Origin of the sequence: Micromonospora sp. NPDC049047 (assembly GCF_040649135.1) — a bacterium.
GTDB lineage: Bacteria > Actinomycetota > Actinomycetes > Mycobacteriales > Micromonosporaceae > Micromonospora.
In genome coordinates, this window is sequence record NZ_JBEZEY010000008.1 from 1 (window position 1) to 13,588 (window position 13,588).

Annotated in this window: 15 protein-coding genes and 1 tRNA gene; 7 read left to right on the forward strand and 9 right to left on the reverse strand. The window is 71.2% G+C overall.

Annotated features, from left to right (window positions below; translation table 11 throughout):
* On the forward strand, positions 1–333 hold a 333-nt coding region (locus AB0B86_RS14695), incomplete at its 5' end, for a GDP-mannose 4,6-dehydratase (RefSeq protein ID WP_357406423.1).
* A 78-nt stretch (positions 334–411) separates the two neighbouring features.
* Here the strand turns inward: AB0B86_RS14695 and AB0B86_RS14700 are convergent.
* Together AB0B86_RS14700 and AB0B86_RS14705 are read right to left on the reverse strand one after the other, a co-directional pair.
* Positions 412–1,887, reverse strand: coding sequence for a sugar transferase (locus AB0B86_RS14700; RefSeq protein ID WP_357413748.1), 1,476 nt, complete (start codon positions 1,885–1,887; stop codon positions 412–414).
* Positions 1,888–2,060: 173 nt separating this feature from the next.
* A complete protein-coding gene (locus AB0B86_RS14705) occupies positions 2,061–3,128 on the reverse strand; it encodes an LCP family protein (protein ID WP_357413750.1) in 1,068 nt (355 codons plus the stop codon).
* A 307-nt stretch (positions 3,129–3,435) separates the two neighbouring features.
* On the opposite strand from AB0B86_RS14705, the gene AB0B86_RS14710 reads away from it, so the two are divergent.
* Entirely contained in the window at positions 3,436–4,419 is a 984-nt protein-coding gene (locus AB0B86_RS14710) for an expansin EXLX1 family cellulose-binding protein (RefSeq protein WP_357413752.1), read from the forward strand.
* Positions 4,420–4,423: 4 nt separating this feature from the next.
* Here the strand turns inward: AB0B86_RS14710 and AB0B86_RS14715 are convergent, their stop codons facing one another.
* From AB0B86_RS14715 to bcp, 3 genes are all read right to left on the reverse strand, one after another.
* Positions 4,424–4,951 carry a GNAT family N-acetyltransferase gene (locus tag AB0B86_RS14715; protein WP_357413754.1) on the reverse strand — a complete coding sequence of 176 codons (528 nt, stop codon included), beginning with the start codon at positions 4,949–4,951 and terminating at the stop codon, positions 4,424–4,426.
* 85 nt (positions 4,952–5,036) lie between these two features.
* A tRNA-Leu gene (locus AB0B86_RS14720) sits at positions 5,037–5,119 on the reverse strand.
* 88 nt (positions 5,120–5,207) lie between these two features.
* Positions 5,208–5,684, reverse strand: coding sequence for a thioredoxin-dependent thiol peroxidase (gene bcp, locus AB0B86_RS14725; RefSeq protein ID WP_357413756.1), 477 nt, complete (start codon positions 5,682–5,684; stop codon positions 5,208–5,210).
* Positions 5,685–5,925: 241 nt separating this feature from the next.
* Between bcp and AB0B86_RS14730 the strand changes: the two genes are divergently transcribed.
* From AB0B86_RS14730 to AB0B86_RS14745, 4 genes are read left to right on the forward strand one after another with little or no spacing between them, the layout of a single operon-like run.
* Entirely contained in the window at positions 5,926–6,642 is a 717-nt protein-coding gene (locus AB0B86_RS14730) for an energy-coupling factor ABC transporter permease (RefSeq protein WP_357413758.1), read from the forward strand.
* Positions 6,639–7,064 (forward strand): PDGLE domain-containing protein, encoded by a 426-nt coding sequence (locus tag AB0B86_RS14735; RefSeq protein ID WP_357413760.1) that lies wholly within the window; start codon positions 6,639–6,641, stop codon positions 7,062–7,064. The genes AB0B86_RS14730 and AB0B86_RS14735 overlap by 4 nt, the downstream gene beginning before the upstream one ends.
* 14 nt (positions 7,065–7,078) lie before the next feature.
* Positions 7,079–7,849 carry a cobalt ECF transporter T component CbiQ gene (cbiQ, locus tag AB0B86_RS14740; RefSeq protein WP_357413762.1) on the forward strand — a complete coding sequence of 257 codons (771 nt, stop codon included), beginning with the start codon at positions 7,079–7,081 and terminating at the stop codon, positions 7,847–7,849.
* Positions 7,846–8,604: an ABC transporter ATP-binding protein gene (locus AB0B86_RS14745; RefSeq protein ID WP_357413764.1), complete on the forward strand. Its 759-nt coding sequence runs from the start codon at positions 7,846–7,848 to the stop codon at positions 8,602–8,604. The genes cbiQ and AB0B86_RS14745 overlap by 4 nt, the downstream gene beginning before the upstream one ends.
* Positions 8,605–8,759: 155 nt before the next feature.
* Here AB0B86_RS14745 and AB0B86_RS14750 read toward each other — a convergent pair whose 3' ends face one another.
* The 4 genes from AB0B86_RS14750 to AB0B86_RS14765 are packed head-to-tail and all read right to left on the reverse strand — an operon-like array spanning position 8,760 to position 11,710.
* Positions 8,760–9,857, reverse strand: a complete 1,098-nt coding sequence (locus AB0B86_RS14750) for a hypothetical protein (protein ID WP_357418149.1) — start codon at positions 9,855–9,857, stop codon at positions 8,760–8,762.
* Positions 9,854–10,570 carry a thioredoxin domain-containing protein gene (locus tag AB0B86_RS14755; RefSeq protein WP_357418151.1) on the reverse strand — a complete coding sequence of 239 codons (717 nt, stop codon included), beginning with the start codon at positions 10,568–10,570 and terminating at the stop codon, positions 9,854–9,856. The genes AB0B86_RS14750 and AB0B86_RS14755 overlap by 4 nt, the downstream gene beginning before the upstream one ends.
* Positions 10,563–11,087, reverse strand: coding sequence for a MauE/DoxX family redox-associated membrane protein (locus tag AB0B86_RS14760; RefSeq protein ID WP_357407664.1), 525 nt, complete (start codon positions 11,085–11,087; stop codon positions 10,563–10,565). Before AB0B86_RS14760 ends, AB0B86_RS14755 begins: the two co-directional genes overlap by 8 nt.
* A 32-nt stretch (positions 11,088–11,119) precedes the next feature.
* Positions 11,120–11,710, reverse strand: coding sequence for a sigma-70 family RNA polymerase sigma factor (locus AB0B86_RS14765; RefSeq protein WP_357407666.1), 591 nt, complete (start codon positions 11,708–11,710; stop codon positions 11,120–11,122).
* A gap of 202 nt (positions 11,711–11,912) precedes the next feature.
* On the opposite strand from AB0B86_RS14765, the gene AB0B86_RS14770 reads away from it, so the two are divergent.
* Positions 11,913–13,577, forward strand: coding sequence for a copper resistance protein CopC (locus AB0B86_RS14770; RefSeq protein ID WP_357407668.1), 1,665 nt, complete (start codon positions 11,913–11,915; stop codon positions 13,575–13,577).
* Positions 13,578–13,588: the final 11 nt, after the last annotated feature.

Genomic DNA, 13,588 nt, shown 5'->3' on the forward strand with positions numbered 1-13,588 from the left:
CTCCACGTACACGACCACTGCCGCGGCATCGCCCTGGTCCAACACAAAGGCCGACCCGGCGAGGTCTACAACATCGGCGGCGGCACCGAACTGACGAACAAGGACCTCACCGGCCGCCTCCTCGACGCCTGCGACGCCGGCTGGGACCGCGTCGTGCCCGTCACCGACCGCAAGGGCCACGACCGCCGCTACTCCCTCGACATCACCAAAATCCACCAGGAACTCGGCTACACCCCCAGCATCACCCTCGATGCGGGCCTCGCCGACACCGTCACCTGGTACCGCGACAACCGCACCTGGTGGGAACCCCTCAAGACCACACCCACCGCATGAGCTGACAAACGCCGCGGGTGGTGGCGCCGACGGAGTTCGAATCGTCGGCACCACCACCCGCGGCGGTTCTGCGTCTGGTCAGCGACCGCCGGCGCGGAAGACCTCCGAGACGGTGCGGAGCACCACCTTGACGTCCAACCACAGCGACCAGTTCTCGATGTAGTAGTTGTCGAACCGGGCCCGGTCGGAGATGGGCGTGTCGCCCCGCAGGCCGCTGACCTGGGCAAGCCCGGTGAGCCCGACGGGGACGCGGTGGCGGGCCGCGTAGTTCGGGTATTCGGCCGAGAACTTCTCCACGAAGTACGGCCGCTCCGGCCGCGGCCCGACCACGCTCATGTCACCGCGCAGGATGTTCCACAGCTGGGGCAGCTCGTCAAGCGAGGTCCGGCGCATGAACCGGCCGATCGGCCCGACCCGGTTGTCGTGCGCGATGGACCAGTTGGTCTGCGACTCCTGCTCGTTCACGGGCCGCATCGACCGGAACTTGATGACCTTGAATGGCTTGCCGTACCGGCCGATCCGCTCCTGGTAGAAGAAGATCCCGCGGCCACCGTCGATGAACGTGGCGAGGGCGCAGAGCAGCAGCACCGGGCTCAACAGCAGGAGCGCGACCCCGGCGAACAGAATGTCGGAAGCCCGCTTGATGGCCCACCGTGGGCCGCTGAGCGTGATGTCACCGATCTTGACGATCGGGAACGCGCCGATGTGGTCGGGGTAACCGCCGTGCGAGCGTGAGCCCCACAGGCGCGGCACCGCCCAGAGATCGCAGCGTGAGCTGCGGGGCTGCAGCAGGGTTTCCATGAGCGTCGACTCGTCGCAGTCCGGGTCGGCGATGATCAGGACTTCGCACTCCGTCAGCCGGACGAGGTGTTCGAGGTCCGTCATCGTGCCGCTCAGCGCAAGCGCGGCGTTGTCCTGACGGGACGAAGCGTCGACGCAGCCGACGAACCGCAGACCGTACTGAGGGTAGCGACGCAGCAACCGGGCGATCTCGAGGCCGATCGGCCCGCCGCCGACCACTAGCGCGTTGTGCTCGGCCCAGCGACGCTTGCGGGACAACACGGTGAACGACCTGCTGGCCGCACGTCCGAGGATCACCAGCAACGCCGACAGAGCGACATCGCGCATGAACCCGCCGACGTACGCCACCGAGGCGTGACGCTCGGCCGCGATGATGGCCACCACCGAGGCGGCGGCGAGCAGTCGCCCGCAGAGGCTCGGCAGCTCGTCGAGGATGCTCACGTGACGGCGTGGCCGGTAGAGGCCACCGGCGGCGAACAGGGTCAAGGTCAGGGCGGCGTAGGCCATCGTCCCGCGCCAGTAGTTCTGGCTCAGCAGCAGCGGAGCGAGCAGCGCGACGGCGTCGACCGGCGCGTTCATCATCCAGGCCCGCAGCCACCGGGTGCGCGACGAGGTGCGGGACCTGGCGTACGGCAGGACGGCGGTCGTGCCGAGACCGGGCACCTCGACCTTTGCCGGCGCCCGAACCCCAGGCTCCCTGGTCTGGGGCACGGGTGGGGCGCCGCCGTAGCGGCGGGCCCCATCGCCCGGCATGTCAAGGTCGTCCCCGTCGACTGGCGGCATGGACGAATGGCTGGTCGCCGGATGGCCTGACACTAGTGGACCTCCCCGTGAAAACCCTCGGTCATGCATCCCGACCAGAAGGGCGACCGAACTCTACGATCGACCGGGTCGTGCCACCATAGCCGGCAAGTCAGTTCCTTCTCCTACTTTGCGGCGGAGAGGATTCCCGGAACGTCATCGTTACGGACCGCATCGAAGACCTTAGCGGCCTTCTCCTTGTCCGCAAGCACCACGCTCTCGGTGCCCATCATTCCGGTGCCCTTCACCGGGCAGGTGAGGAACGTCAGGTTGCCGCTGCGCAGGTCGCGCATCTCGGATCCGAGGTCTACCAGGTTCAACTTCTTGTCCACGGCGACCGAATCCGCAGTTGCCTTGATGAAGGAGTTGAGCTTGGCCGGGTTGGCGAGAGTGCCGCCAGAGGCCGCCTTGTCCAGGATCGCCTTGATGACCTGCTGCTGGTGCTTGATCCGGGCGAAGTCGCCGTCGGCGAAGGCGTGCCGTTCGCGGGCGTAGTCCAGCGCGGCCGCCCCGTCCATCTTCTGCCGGCCGGCGTTGAACGTCCGGCTGCCGTTGAGCGCGTACAGCGTGGTGAAGCCCTTCTCCACGTCCACGTTGATGCCGCCGAGCGCGTCCACGATGTCCTTGAATCCGCTGAAGTCGACGATCGTCACGTGGTCGATCCGCACGCCGGTGAACTTCTCCACCGTCTGCACGAGCAACGGCACGCCACCCCACGCGAACGACGCATTGATCTTCGCGTCCCGGCCACCCCGGCCGCTCGAGGACTTCGGCACGCTTACCCAGGTGTCCCGGGGGATCGAGATGAGCTGGGCGCTGGACCGGTCCTTCGGCAGGTGGGCCACGATGATCGTGTCGGTGCGGGAGCCGGACTCGCTGTTCGGGTCGCGGGAGTCGCTGCCGAGGATCATGATGTTCATGGCGCCCTTGGCGTTCTCACCCACCTGCGGGCGGTCGGCCTCCGGCACGCCGTCGAAGGCGTCGACGCGCTCGATGCCGGAGTTGATCGAACGGAAGTACAAACCTCCGGCGATCATCCCGCCACCGCCGAGCAATGCCAGGACCACGAAAGTGATCAAAGCGACCTTTTGCCATCGGGGACGCCGCCGCCGCGCCTGCTTGGTCGGCTCCGGTGGTTGCTGCGCCGCGATGAACTGGGTCTCGGGCTCCGCGTACTCTTGGCGATACTGCATGCCGCGATGCTACTGATTCCCGGTTACGGGGATGTACCCCCATCCGGGTCATCGGGTTCCACGTCCCGACCGAAACTTCTCCGACGATCGTTGCGGTGAACCTGTCATGAAGCAGCGGTGGACGTCACTCGGCGGCGCGGAGCTGTCACCCCGCAGGCCATTCGGCCGGTGCGACCGCTGCGCGGTGACGCCTGACCAGGGTCGACCGCCGGCACGTGGCACGCGCCGATCACCGTCGGTCAATGCTGTCTTAGCTTTGGCTTAGCCGACTTGTCCATGCACGCCCCGTTCCGGCAGCATCGCCGTCGTGACGGACGTAAGCGTTGTCGACATCGACCTGGACCATGCTCCCCAGCAGCGGCCCGCGTCGTCGTCCCGCTCGACGCCGTGGCTCGTCGCCGCCGGCGTCACCGTCGTCGCGGCGGCAATGGGGCTCACCCTGACCATGCGGTCCGGCTCCGCCCCGGCCTGTGCCGCCGGGCGGACCCTCGCCGCCGCGCCGCCCACCGGCACCGCCACGCACAGCGGCAAGGCCACCTTCTACGACTCGAACGGCGCCGGCGGCAACTGCTCGAACCCCGCCGCCCCGGCCAACCGGCTCTACGTCGCGCTCGGCCCTGCCGAATACGCCGCCGGTGCCGCCTGCGGTGGCTTCCTCGACGTGACCGGACCGAAGGGCACCGTCCGGGTGCTGATCATGGACCAGTGCCCGGAGTGCGCCCCGGGGCATCTCGATCTGTCCCGCGAGGCGTTCGCCCGGATTGCCGAACCGGTCCAGGGCCTCGTCCCGGTCACCTACCGTGCGGTGGTCAACCCACCGCTGCCCGGTCCGCTCACCTTCCGGATCAAGGAGGGGGCGTCGCAGTTCTGGTTCGCCGTCCGGGTCGGCAACCACGGCAACCCGCTGCGGTCGGTCGAGGTCCGGCAGGGTGACAGCGGTCCGTGGCGCGCGGCCGCCCGGCAGGACTACAACTACTGGCTGATCGTCTCGGGTGCCGGAGCCGGCCCGTTCACCATCCAGGTCACCGACGTGTACGGCAACCGGGCCACCGTCAGCGGCATCCGGATGGCGCCCGGCCAGGTGCAGAACAGCGCGGTCCGGATGTACGGGCGCGCCGCCGCCACCACCCCCCGCCCGTCGGCGTCGGCCCGCCCGCCCGGCAACCGATCCGCCGCCGCGACGCCGCAGCCGACCCGCCGTCCGGTCGAGGTGGCGAAGGCGAGCGCGCCGGCCACCGGCACGCCGAGCACCCAGCCGGCCGTGTCGAACGCCCGCTGGTGCACGGGCTGACCGCTCAGTCGACAGGCGGGAGGTCCAGCCACATCAGGATCTCGTCCCGGTCGTCATCGGGCGCGACCCGCAACGCGCCCGGCAGCCGGCCGACCTCCCGGTAGCCGAGGCGACGGTAGAACCCGTCCAACCCCAACCCGTCGCGGAGCGTCACGTGCAGCGCCTCGTAGCCGAGTCGCCGGCCCAACCGGGCGGCCTCGGTCATCAGCGCCGCGCCGTAGCCGCTGCCCTGGGTGTCCGGGTGGACCATCACCCGCTTCAACACGCACCAGTGCGCCTTGAGCACGAAGCGGTTGTCGGTGAAGATCAGCAGCGCCACCAGCCGGTCGCCGGAGTGTCCGACGAGCAGGCGGTCCGGTCCGTCGGTGATGCCGGCGAAGGTCGGGTCGGCGAGCACGCGCACGTCGGCCGCGGTCACCGGAGGTACGAAGCCGACAGCGCCGCCGGCGTTGCTGACGTCAGTCCAGAGCGCGACGATCTCGGCGCGTAGCCGCGGGGTCAGATCGGGGTCGAGGGTGAGGCGCAGGTTCACACCCGCCATCCTGAACCGCCGACCAGGCCCGTGACCCTGGACAGTGACGTGCCCGACAACCGCTGACACGCGGTGCGTTGACCTGTGCGGGAGAGGGGATTCGAACCCCTACGCCCTTTCGGACAATAGGACCTAAACCTATCGCGGCTGCCGTTACGCCACTCCCGCCAACTCGCTGAGTCTAGAGCGTCCGGCTTCGACGGTGTCGAGCCCGGCCTCCCTGCGAACGATCGAGACCGTGCGGTGGCTGGTCGGCTCAGTCCAGACCGAGGTCGCGGCGGAGCTTGGCGACGTGCCCGGTGGCCCTGACGTTGTAGAGCGCTCGCTCGACCTTGCCGTCGGCGTCGATCACGAACGTCGAGCGGATCACGCCGGTCACTGTCTTGCCGTACAGCTGCTTCTCGCCGTACGCGCCGTAGGCGGTCAACACCGCCCGGTCCGGGTCGGACACCAGCGGGAAGGTGATCGCGTCGCGCTCCCGGAACTTCGCCAGCTTCTCCGGCTTGTCCGGGGAGATGCCGACGACCTCGTAGCCGGCGGCCCGGAGCGAGGCGAGCGAGTCGCGGAAGTCGCAGGCCTGCTTGGTGCAGCCGGCGGTCATCGCGGCCGGGTAGGCGTACAGGACCACCTTGCGGCCGCGCAGTTCGGCGAGGGAGAGCTGGTCGCCGGTGTCGGTGGCGAGGGTGAACTCGGGCGCGGGGTCGCCGGGGGAGAGGCGGTCGGGCGTGGTCATGGCCCGACGATACCGCCGGCCAGGTGGGCGCCGTCGCCGGCCGGTGATCGACTCGTCGTCCTTGAAACCGGGGCATCCCGGGTACGCGGACACCCCGACATCAGGGAAGGCGAGTCGACCATCAGGCGAAGGAAGGTGATCAACACCTCGCGTTGTTGCCAAGCTATGGCAACAACGAGTCTGTGGAAATAGGCTGACGCGTGCTGGCCCGGTCGGGCCCAACTGACGTGTGGGAGGTCGCGTGGAAACACGTGCGATGCACATCTCCAACGGGATCATCGACGGTCCCGTGGCAGCGCTCTTCGCTGCGCTCGCCCTGGCCGCGCTCACCGTCTGCGTCCTGCGCGGCCGGCGCGACCTGGACGACCGGCTGGCCCCGATGGCCGGGCTGGTGGCCGCGTTCATCTTCGCCGTCCAGATGCTCAACTTCCCGATCTTCACGGCCGGCGTGAGTGGTCACCTGCTCGGTGGCGCGCTCGCCGCCCTGCTCGTCGGCCCCTGGGTCGGCGCGCTCTGCGTGTCGGTGGTGCTTGTCGTGCAGGCACTGATCTTCGGTGACGGTGGCGTGGCGATGCTCGGCCTCAACATCACGAACATGGCGCTGCTCGGCACCGCCGCGGCGTACGCACTCATCGCGCTGCTGCTGCGGGTGCTGCCCCGTACCCGGGCCGGCCTGGCCGTGACCGCGTTCGTCGCCGCGACGCTGAGCGTGGTGGTCGCGTCGCAGGGCTTCGTCCTGCAGTACTGGCTGGGTGGCACCACCGACCTGGGTAGCAACCTGGCCGGCCTGTCCGCCACGATGGCCGGCGTGCACCTGCTGATCGGCATCGGCGAGGGGCTGATCACCGCGACCACAGTGCTCACCGTCGCGAAGGTGCGACCCGACCTGGTGTACGCGCTGCGCTCGCTGCGTACCCCCACCGCCCCCGCCGTCGCGGTCTCCGGAGGTGTCCGATGAAGAACCGCTCCTGGGCCTTCCTGGCCGGTGGCCTGCTGGTCGCCCTCCTGCTCGCCGGGGTGGTGAGCAACTACGCCTCGTCGCACCCGGACGGGCTGGACTCGTCACTGCTCAAGGGCTGCACTGTCGACGCCGACGACAACATCGTCGGCGGCAGCTGCCCGGCGCAGCAGGCCAAGGACCACGAGCTGGGGGACAGCCCGCTCGCCGACTACGGCGTGCGCGGCGTGGAGAACAGCTTCGTCTCCACCGGCCTGTCCGGGGTGCTCGGGGTGCTCGTCACCTTCGCGATCGGCGCCGGCGGCTTCTGGCTGCTGCGCCGCCGCGGCACCACGCCGACCGACGGCACCACGACGACGTCCGTCGAGGGCGACTCCGCGACGTCCGGCGACGTCCGTAGCCGCGCCGACGCGGCGAGCTGAGCAGGGGTACGCGGATGGGTGCCGGTCACGGGCATGTGCTGTACCGCGAGTCGGACTCGCCGGTGCACCGGCTCCCGCCCGAGGTCAAGATCGTGGCGATGGTGGTCTTCACCATCGCCGTGGTCGCCACCCCCCGCACGGCGTTCTGGGCCTTCGGCGCGTACGCCATGCTGGTGGCCGCCGTGGCGGCGCTGGCCCGGGTCGGGCCGCGGTGGCTGCTCAGCCGGGCGCTCATCGAGCTGCCGTTCGTGCTGTTCGCCGTGGCGCTGCCGTTCCTCGGCAGCGGCGACCGGGTCGACGTGCTGGGCCTGCGGTTGTCCGAGGACGGGCTGCACGGCGCGTGGAACATCCTGGCCAAGGGCACCCTGGGCGTGCTCGCCTCACTGCTGCTCGCCGCGACCACCAGCACCCGGGACCTGATCGTGGGATTGGACCGGCTGCACTGCCCGCAGGTGCTCACCCAGATTGCCACGTTCATGCTGCGCTACCTCGACGTGCTCGTCGGCGAGGCGAGGCGGATGCGGGTGGCCCGGATCTCCCGGGGTGACGACCCACGCTTCCTGTGGCAGTTGCGCGGCTTCGCCGCCGGGATCGGCGCGCTGTTCCTGCGCGCCTTCGAGCGGGGTGAGCGGGTCTACCTGGCGATGCTGTCCCGGGGCTACAACGGGCGGATGCCTGTGGTGTGGCAGGGCGAGGGCGCGGCGAGCCCCGGTCAGTGGTTGATGGCGGCGACAGTGCCCGTGCTGGCCGCCTCCATCGCCGCCACCGCCGTCGTGCTGTCATGATCGGTGTCGTGCAGACCGCCCTCTCGCTGGACGTGCGTGGCGTCCGGTACGCGTACCCGGACGGGCACGTCGCCCTGCACGGGGTGGACCTGACCGTGCCGCGCGGCGACCGGGTGGCGCTGCTCGGGCCCAACGGCGCCGGCAAGACCACCCTGGTGCTGCACCTCAACGGCATCCTCACCCCGACCGAGGGCAGCGTGAGCGTCGGCGGGCTGACCGTCACGCCGGACCGGGCCACCCTGGGCGAGGTGCGCCGCCGGGTGGGCATCGTCTTCCAGGACCCGGACGACCAGTTGTTCCTGCCCACTGTCGCGGAGGACGTGGCGTTCGGGCCGGCGAACCTGGGCCTGCGCGGAGCGGAGCTGGCCGCCCGGGTGGACGAGGCGCTCGCCGCTGTGGGAATGGGCGAGCACCGGGACCGGTCACCACAGCACCTGTCGTTCGGGCAGCGCCGCCGGGTGGCGGTGGCCACAGTGCTCGCCATGCACCCGGAGATCCTGGTGCTCGACGAGCCGTCGTCGAACCTCGACCCGGCGGCCCGCCGTGAGCTGGCCGAGATCCTGCGCGACCTGCCGGTGACGCTGCTGATGGTCACGCACGACCTGCCGTACGCGGCGGAGCTGTGCGAACGGTCGGTGATCCTCGACGGCGGTCGGATCGTCGCCGACGCCCCCACCCTCGACCTGCTGCGTGACTCGGACCTGCTGGCCCGCCACCGCCTCGAACTGCCCTACGGCTTCACCCCCCGGCCGTAGCCCCACCCCACCCACCCACCCCACCCACCCCACCCCACCCCACCCCCGCCCCACCCCACTCCCGCCTCGTCGATCAAGGAGTTGTGGTGGCGACAAAGGGTCCACGAGGGTGCCATACGGGCACCACAAGTCCATGATCGACGGGGATGGGGGTGCTACCCCTTGGCGGGGTGGGGTGTGGCGGGGTGGGGTGTGGCGGGGTGGGACGCGGCGTGTAGGCGGAGGGTGCCGGCGGCCGTCGCTCCGGCACCGACGATCAGCACCGACGCCACCATGACGCGGGCGACCTCGGGCGACCAGGGCACCGGGGCGATGGACCGGGCGAACACCGTGGCGTTCGCCGCGCCGGCGAAGAGCGCCAGGCAGGCCCCGGCAAGCGCCACCACGAAGTCGGCTGCCGGACGGCGGGCCAGCGCGTACCACCCGGCGGCGATCGCGCCGAGGCCGGTGAACAGGGCCCAGATCTGCCCGGACAGCAGCCCGACCAGCACCCCGCCCGCACCCTGGGCGCCGGCGTCCAGCTCCCGCCCGATCGGATAGACCACTGCCAGTACGCCGCCGAGGACAAGCAACGCGCCGAGCGCGGACAACGCCCGACCACCGGCCGGGGCGGCGGCGGCGAGCAGGCCGAGCGCGCCCACCGCGAGCAGGCCCACGATCGTCACAGCCCACCAGGTGTACGCGTCCGGCGGCGGCACCCAGTCAAGCGTCCCGCCGATCGTCACCGGGTCGGCACCGTCCCGCAGTGGGATCGTCCAGTCCCGGACCCGGTGCTCCCGGTCCGGCGCGGCGCGTACCGCCGCCGGTGCTGCCGACTCCTGCCACAGGGCCCGGCTGTCGTGCCAGCGCACGGTGCTGCCGTCGGCGATGCGCCGCCAGGTCGGTGGGGCGGCCGGGTCGGCCTCGGCCGGGAGCGCGGTGTCCCCGGCGATTGTCTGGTTCAGGTAGGTGGCGGGGGAGCGGCTGTTCTCGAAGACTCCGTCCGGGGCGACCCGCAGGTACGGCTCACCGGAGTAGCCGATGACCTCGACCGCTCGGCCGGTGTTGTTCGTCAACTCCAGTCGGGCACCGGCCTCGACGACGCGTACCTCCAGTCCGGGCCGCTGCGGGGTGACCCCGGTGGTCCGGGTCCGGTAGTTGGTGCCGTCGGGGGCGTCCGCGCCGTGCGCGGCGGCGGGCGCCGCGCTGATCAGCGTCACCAGGCCGGCGGCGGCGGCGACCAGGCCGGCGCGGGCCAGCAGGGTACGGATCACTTGCCGGCCGCCGCCACGGCCGCGGTGAGCGCGTCCGGAGTGGGGTTTTCCAGGGGCTGACCGTTGACCCTTACCGTCGGCGTGCCGGTGACCTTGCTCTGGCTGGCGTCCTCGGTGACGTGTTCGGTCCACGTCTTGTACGTCTGCTCCTGCACACAGCCGCCGAACGAGCTCCGGTCCAGGCCCACGCCGGCACCGATGTCGATCAGCTCGTCGTTGGTGAGCCCGGCGCTGCCCTCCGGCGGCTGCCTGTCGAAGAGGGCTCTGGCGTACTCGCGGAACTTGCCGCCGGCCGCGGCGCAGCCGGAGGCGGCCGAGGACCGGGTGGAGTATCCGGTGGTGGAGAAGCGGTTGAGGAACGCCACCGGGTGGTAGACCACCTTCGCCTTGTGCTCGGCCACCAACTGCTCAAGTGTCGACCCACTGGTCTGCTCGAACTGCTTGCAGACCGGGCAGAGGAAATCCTCGTAGACGTCGACGGTGACCGGCCCGTCGCCGCTGACGATGCCGGTGCCTGGCGCGTTCGCGCCGGGCGGGGTGGTGAAGTCGTCGGAGCGCTGGTTGGACCAGACGACCCAGCCGACGACACCGGCGATGACCAGGACGACGACCGCCGCGGCGGAGACCCAGACCGTGCGCCGACGTCGCCGCTCGCGGGCGAGTTGCTCGCGGACGACCCGGGCGGCGTCCCGTTGCCCCTTGCGACTACTCATCTTCGTCCTCCACAGCGGGTTCGCCGGCCAACCACCCGTCCACCGATACCGGCGTATGCGGCCAGCTCACCAGAAATCCGGCAAGTACCAAGAATCCCAGGTCCCGGAGGATCTCCGGGAGGTAACTGGGTGCCTGCCCCTCGCCCAGTTGCCCACCGCTGCCGAAGCAGCCACAGTCGATGGCCAGCCCACGGGTCCACGCCGAGGCGATCCCCACGATGAAGACCACAAGCAGCGCGACCGACACCCCGGCGACGAGCCGGGTGGCCAGCCCGAGCAGTAACAGCACGCCCAACGCCAGCTCGACGAAGGGCAGCGCCGCGCCGACCACCGTCGCCACGTCGTAGGGCAGCACCTGGTACGCGTTGACGGCGCGCCCGGAGGCGGCGAGGTCACCGACCTTCGACGCGCCGGCGACGAGCCAGACGGCGGCGAGGCCGAGCCGTGCCACAGTGCCGAGCCAGGGCCGGACGACCGGCCAACGGCCGCCCCGGGGGGAAGGTGCAGTCACGCTCATTTGTCGTCCCGTCAGCGCCGGAAGTTCCCCGCTCAGCCGGTCAGGGCGTCGCCGACCGCCTCGACCAGCTCGTCGCGGGCCCGGGCGACCCGGGAACGGATGGTGCCCACCGGCACGCCTTCGACGGCGGCCGCCTCGGCGTACGAGAGGCCGAGCATCTGGGTGAGCACGAACGCGGCCCGTCGCTCGGCGCTGAGCCGGCGGACCAGATCCGCCGCACCGAACTGGCCGGCCGGGTCCGGGTGCGGGTGGTCGGTGTACGCGTTCGCGGCCAGCCGCTCGTCGAGCCGGCGGCGGCGGATCACCGTCCGCAGGTGGTCGGCGCAGGCCCGTCGGGCGATGCCGAGCAGCCAGGTGCGGGCGCTGGACCGGCCCTCGAACGCGGGCAGGGCCCGAAACGCCCGCAGGTAGGTCTCCTGGGTCAGGTCGTCGGCGCTGTCCGGGTCGACCAGCGCGGCGGCGAAGCGCCAGACCTCGAGCTGGGTCAGCCGGACGAACGCCGCCTGCGCTTGCGGATCACCGTCGCGCGCACGGAACGCCCACGCGGTTGCCGGGTCCCGCGCGACGTCACCGGCCGGCGCTGCCGGACCGGCGGCACCGGTGTCACGCGGGACGGGGATCACGAAAAACCAGGTTACGCGGCACCCGGCGCAGCGCCAGGGTCCTTCGGCCCCTGGATGGTCTGCGCCACGTCGGGAACTTTTCCGCGACCCGAGCCGACTACCCCGTCATGACACGCGATCCCTCTGGTGCGGCGCGGGCGGCTGAGCCGAGTTGAGCCCTCTGCCCGACTCGGCTCGCCGAGAGTTACAGCGGTCGGCGACCATGGCTGGCATGACTGTCGCCCCCCGCCGCTGGCTCACCCGGCTGGCCGCCGCCGCCGGCCTGCTGGTCACCGTCGTCGCCCTGTTGATCGCGCCAGCCACCCCGGCCAGCGCCCACGCGGTGCTGGACAGCACCAGCCCGGCCACCTCCTCGATCGTGCCGAGCGCGCCGTCCGAGGTGGTCCTCAGGTTCAGTGAGTCGGTCCGCAAGGTGCCCGGCAAGATCCGGGTCATCGCCCCGGATGGCTCCCGCGCCGATCGGGGGGAGCCGTCCTTCGACGGCGGCGCGGTGCGCATTCCGGTGGACCCGGCCGGCGGGCGCGGCACCTACCTGGTCAGCTTCCGGGTGATTTCCGCCGACAGTCACCCGGTGTCCGGGGCGTTCACCTACTCGGTCGGCGCGCCGTCGACGCCACCTGTCGACTCCGGCACCGACAGCCGCGCCAACCCGGTGGTGGGTACGGCGGTGAAGGTGGCTCGCTTCCTCGGCTACGCCGGGCTGGTGCTGCTCGTCGGGCCGGCGCTGGTGCTCGCCGCGCTGTGGCCGCGACGGCTCTCCCGGCGGGGGCCGGCCCGGCTGGCCTGGACCGGTCTCGGCCTGGTGACCGTCGCCACCCTCGCCGACCTGTGGTTGCAGGTGCCCTACACGGCCGGCGGTGGTCTCTTCGACGTGACCGGTGAGGGGTTCGGAAGTGTGTTCGGCAGCGCGTTCGGTGCCGCCCACCTGGTCCGACTCGGCCTGCTGGCGGCGTCCGTCTTCCTGCTCCGGCCGCTGCTGACCCGGCCGGCCGGCCGCACCGACTCGATCATCCTGGCCGTGCTCGGCGGCGCTGCCCTGCTGACCTGGCCGTTGGCCGGCCACCCGGCGGCCTCCCCGGCGCCGGCGGTCTCGGTGGTGGTCGACGCTGTCCACCTGGGCAGCATGGCGGTCTGGCTGGGTGGTCTGCTGATGCTCGCCGGATTCCTGCTGCGCCAGGCCGACGAGCGGGAGTTGGGCGCGATCCTGCCCATCTGGTCGCGCTGGGCGGCGCTCGCCGTCTCGGCCCTCCTGCTGGCCGGCACCGTCCAGGCGCTGATCGAGGTGGCCACTCCGCAGGCGCTCGTCGACACCACGTACGGGCGGCTGCTACTGGCCAAGATCGGGCTGTTCGCGGTGGTGATCGCCGTGGCCGCGTACTCCCGGCAGTTGGTGCGTCGTCGGGTCGCGGCGCAGCGCCCGGCCCCGATCCGCCGGGCGGTCTGGGTGGAGTTGGCCGTCACAGTGGTGGTGCTGGGCCTGTCCGCAACGCTCGTGCAGACGACGCCGGCCCGCACCGCGGTGGCCGGCCCGGCCAGCGCCGAGGCGGGCGACTTCAGGACCCGGCTGACCAGTCCGCTCTACTCCATGGAGGTCGAGTTGAGCCCGGCCCAGCGGGGCAACAACTCGGTGCACCTGTACGCGTACGGCAAGGACGACCAGCCGCTGCCGGTGGTGGAGTGGCGGGCGACCGCCGCGCTGCCCTCGGCCGGGATCGAGCCGATCGAGATTCCGTTGCTGGGGTTGACCGACAACCACGCCTACGGCGACATCAGCCTGCCGGCCGCCGGCGACTGGCAAATCAAGATCACCGCCCGAACGACCGACATCGACCAGGCCACGGTGACCGCCACCGTGCCGATCCGTTAGAGAGGTTCGCG

Excerpts from the sequence above, each read along its gene's own strand:
- AB0B86_RS14700 (WP_357413748.1), bottom strand. The coding sequence starts at position 1,887 with ATGCCGGGCGATGGGGCCCGCCGCTACGGCGGCGCCCCACCCGTGCCC.
- AB0B86_RS14705 (WP_357413750.1), bottom strand. The coding sequence starts at position 3,128 with ATGCAGTATCGCCAAGAGTACGCGGAGCCCGAGACCCAGTTCATCGCG.
- bcp (WP_357413756.1), bottom strand. The coding sequence starts at position 5,684 with ATGACCACGCCCGACCGCCTCTCCCCCGGCGACCCCGCGCCCGAGTTC.
- AB0B86_RS14735 (WP_357413760.1), top strand. The coding sequence starts at position 6,639 with ATGAAGAACCGCTCCTGGGCCTTCCTGGCCGGTGGCCTGCTGGTCGCC.
- cbiQ (WP_357413762.1), top strand. The coding sequence starts at position 7,079 with ATGGGTGCCGGTCACGGGCATGTGCTGTACCGCGAGTCGGACTCGCCG.
- AB0B86_RS14745 (WP_357413764.1), top strand. The coding sequence starts at position 7,846 with ATGATCGGTGTCGTGCAGACCGCCCTCTCGCTGGACGTGCGTGGCGTC.
- AB0B86_RS14755 (WP_357418151.1), bottom strand. The coding sequence starts at position 10,570 with ATGAGTAGTCGCAAGGGGCAACGGGACGCCGCCCGGGTCGTCCGCGAG.
- AB0B86_RS14760 (WP_357407664.1), bottom strand. The coding sequence starts at position 11,087 with ATGAGCGTGACTGCACCTTCCCCCCGGGGCGGCCGTTGGCCGGTCGTC.
- AB0B86_RS14770 (WP_357407668.1), top strand. The coding sequence starts at position 11,913 with ATGGCTGGCATGACTGTCGCCCCCCGCCGCTGGCTCACCCGGCTGGCC.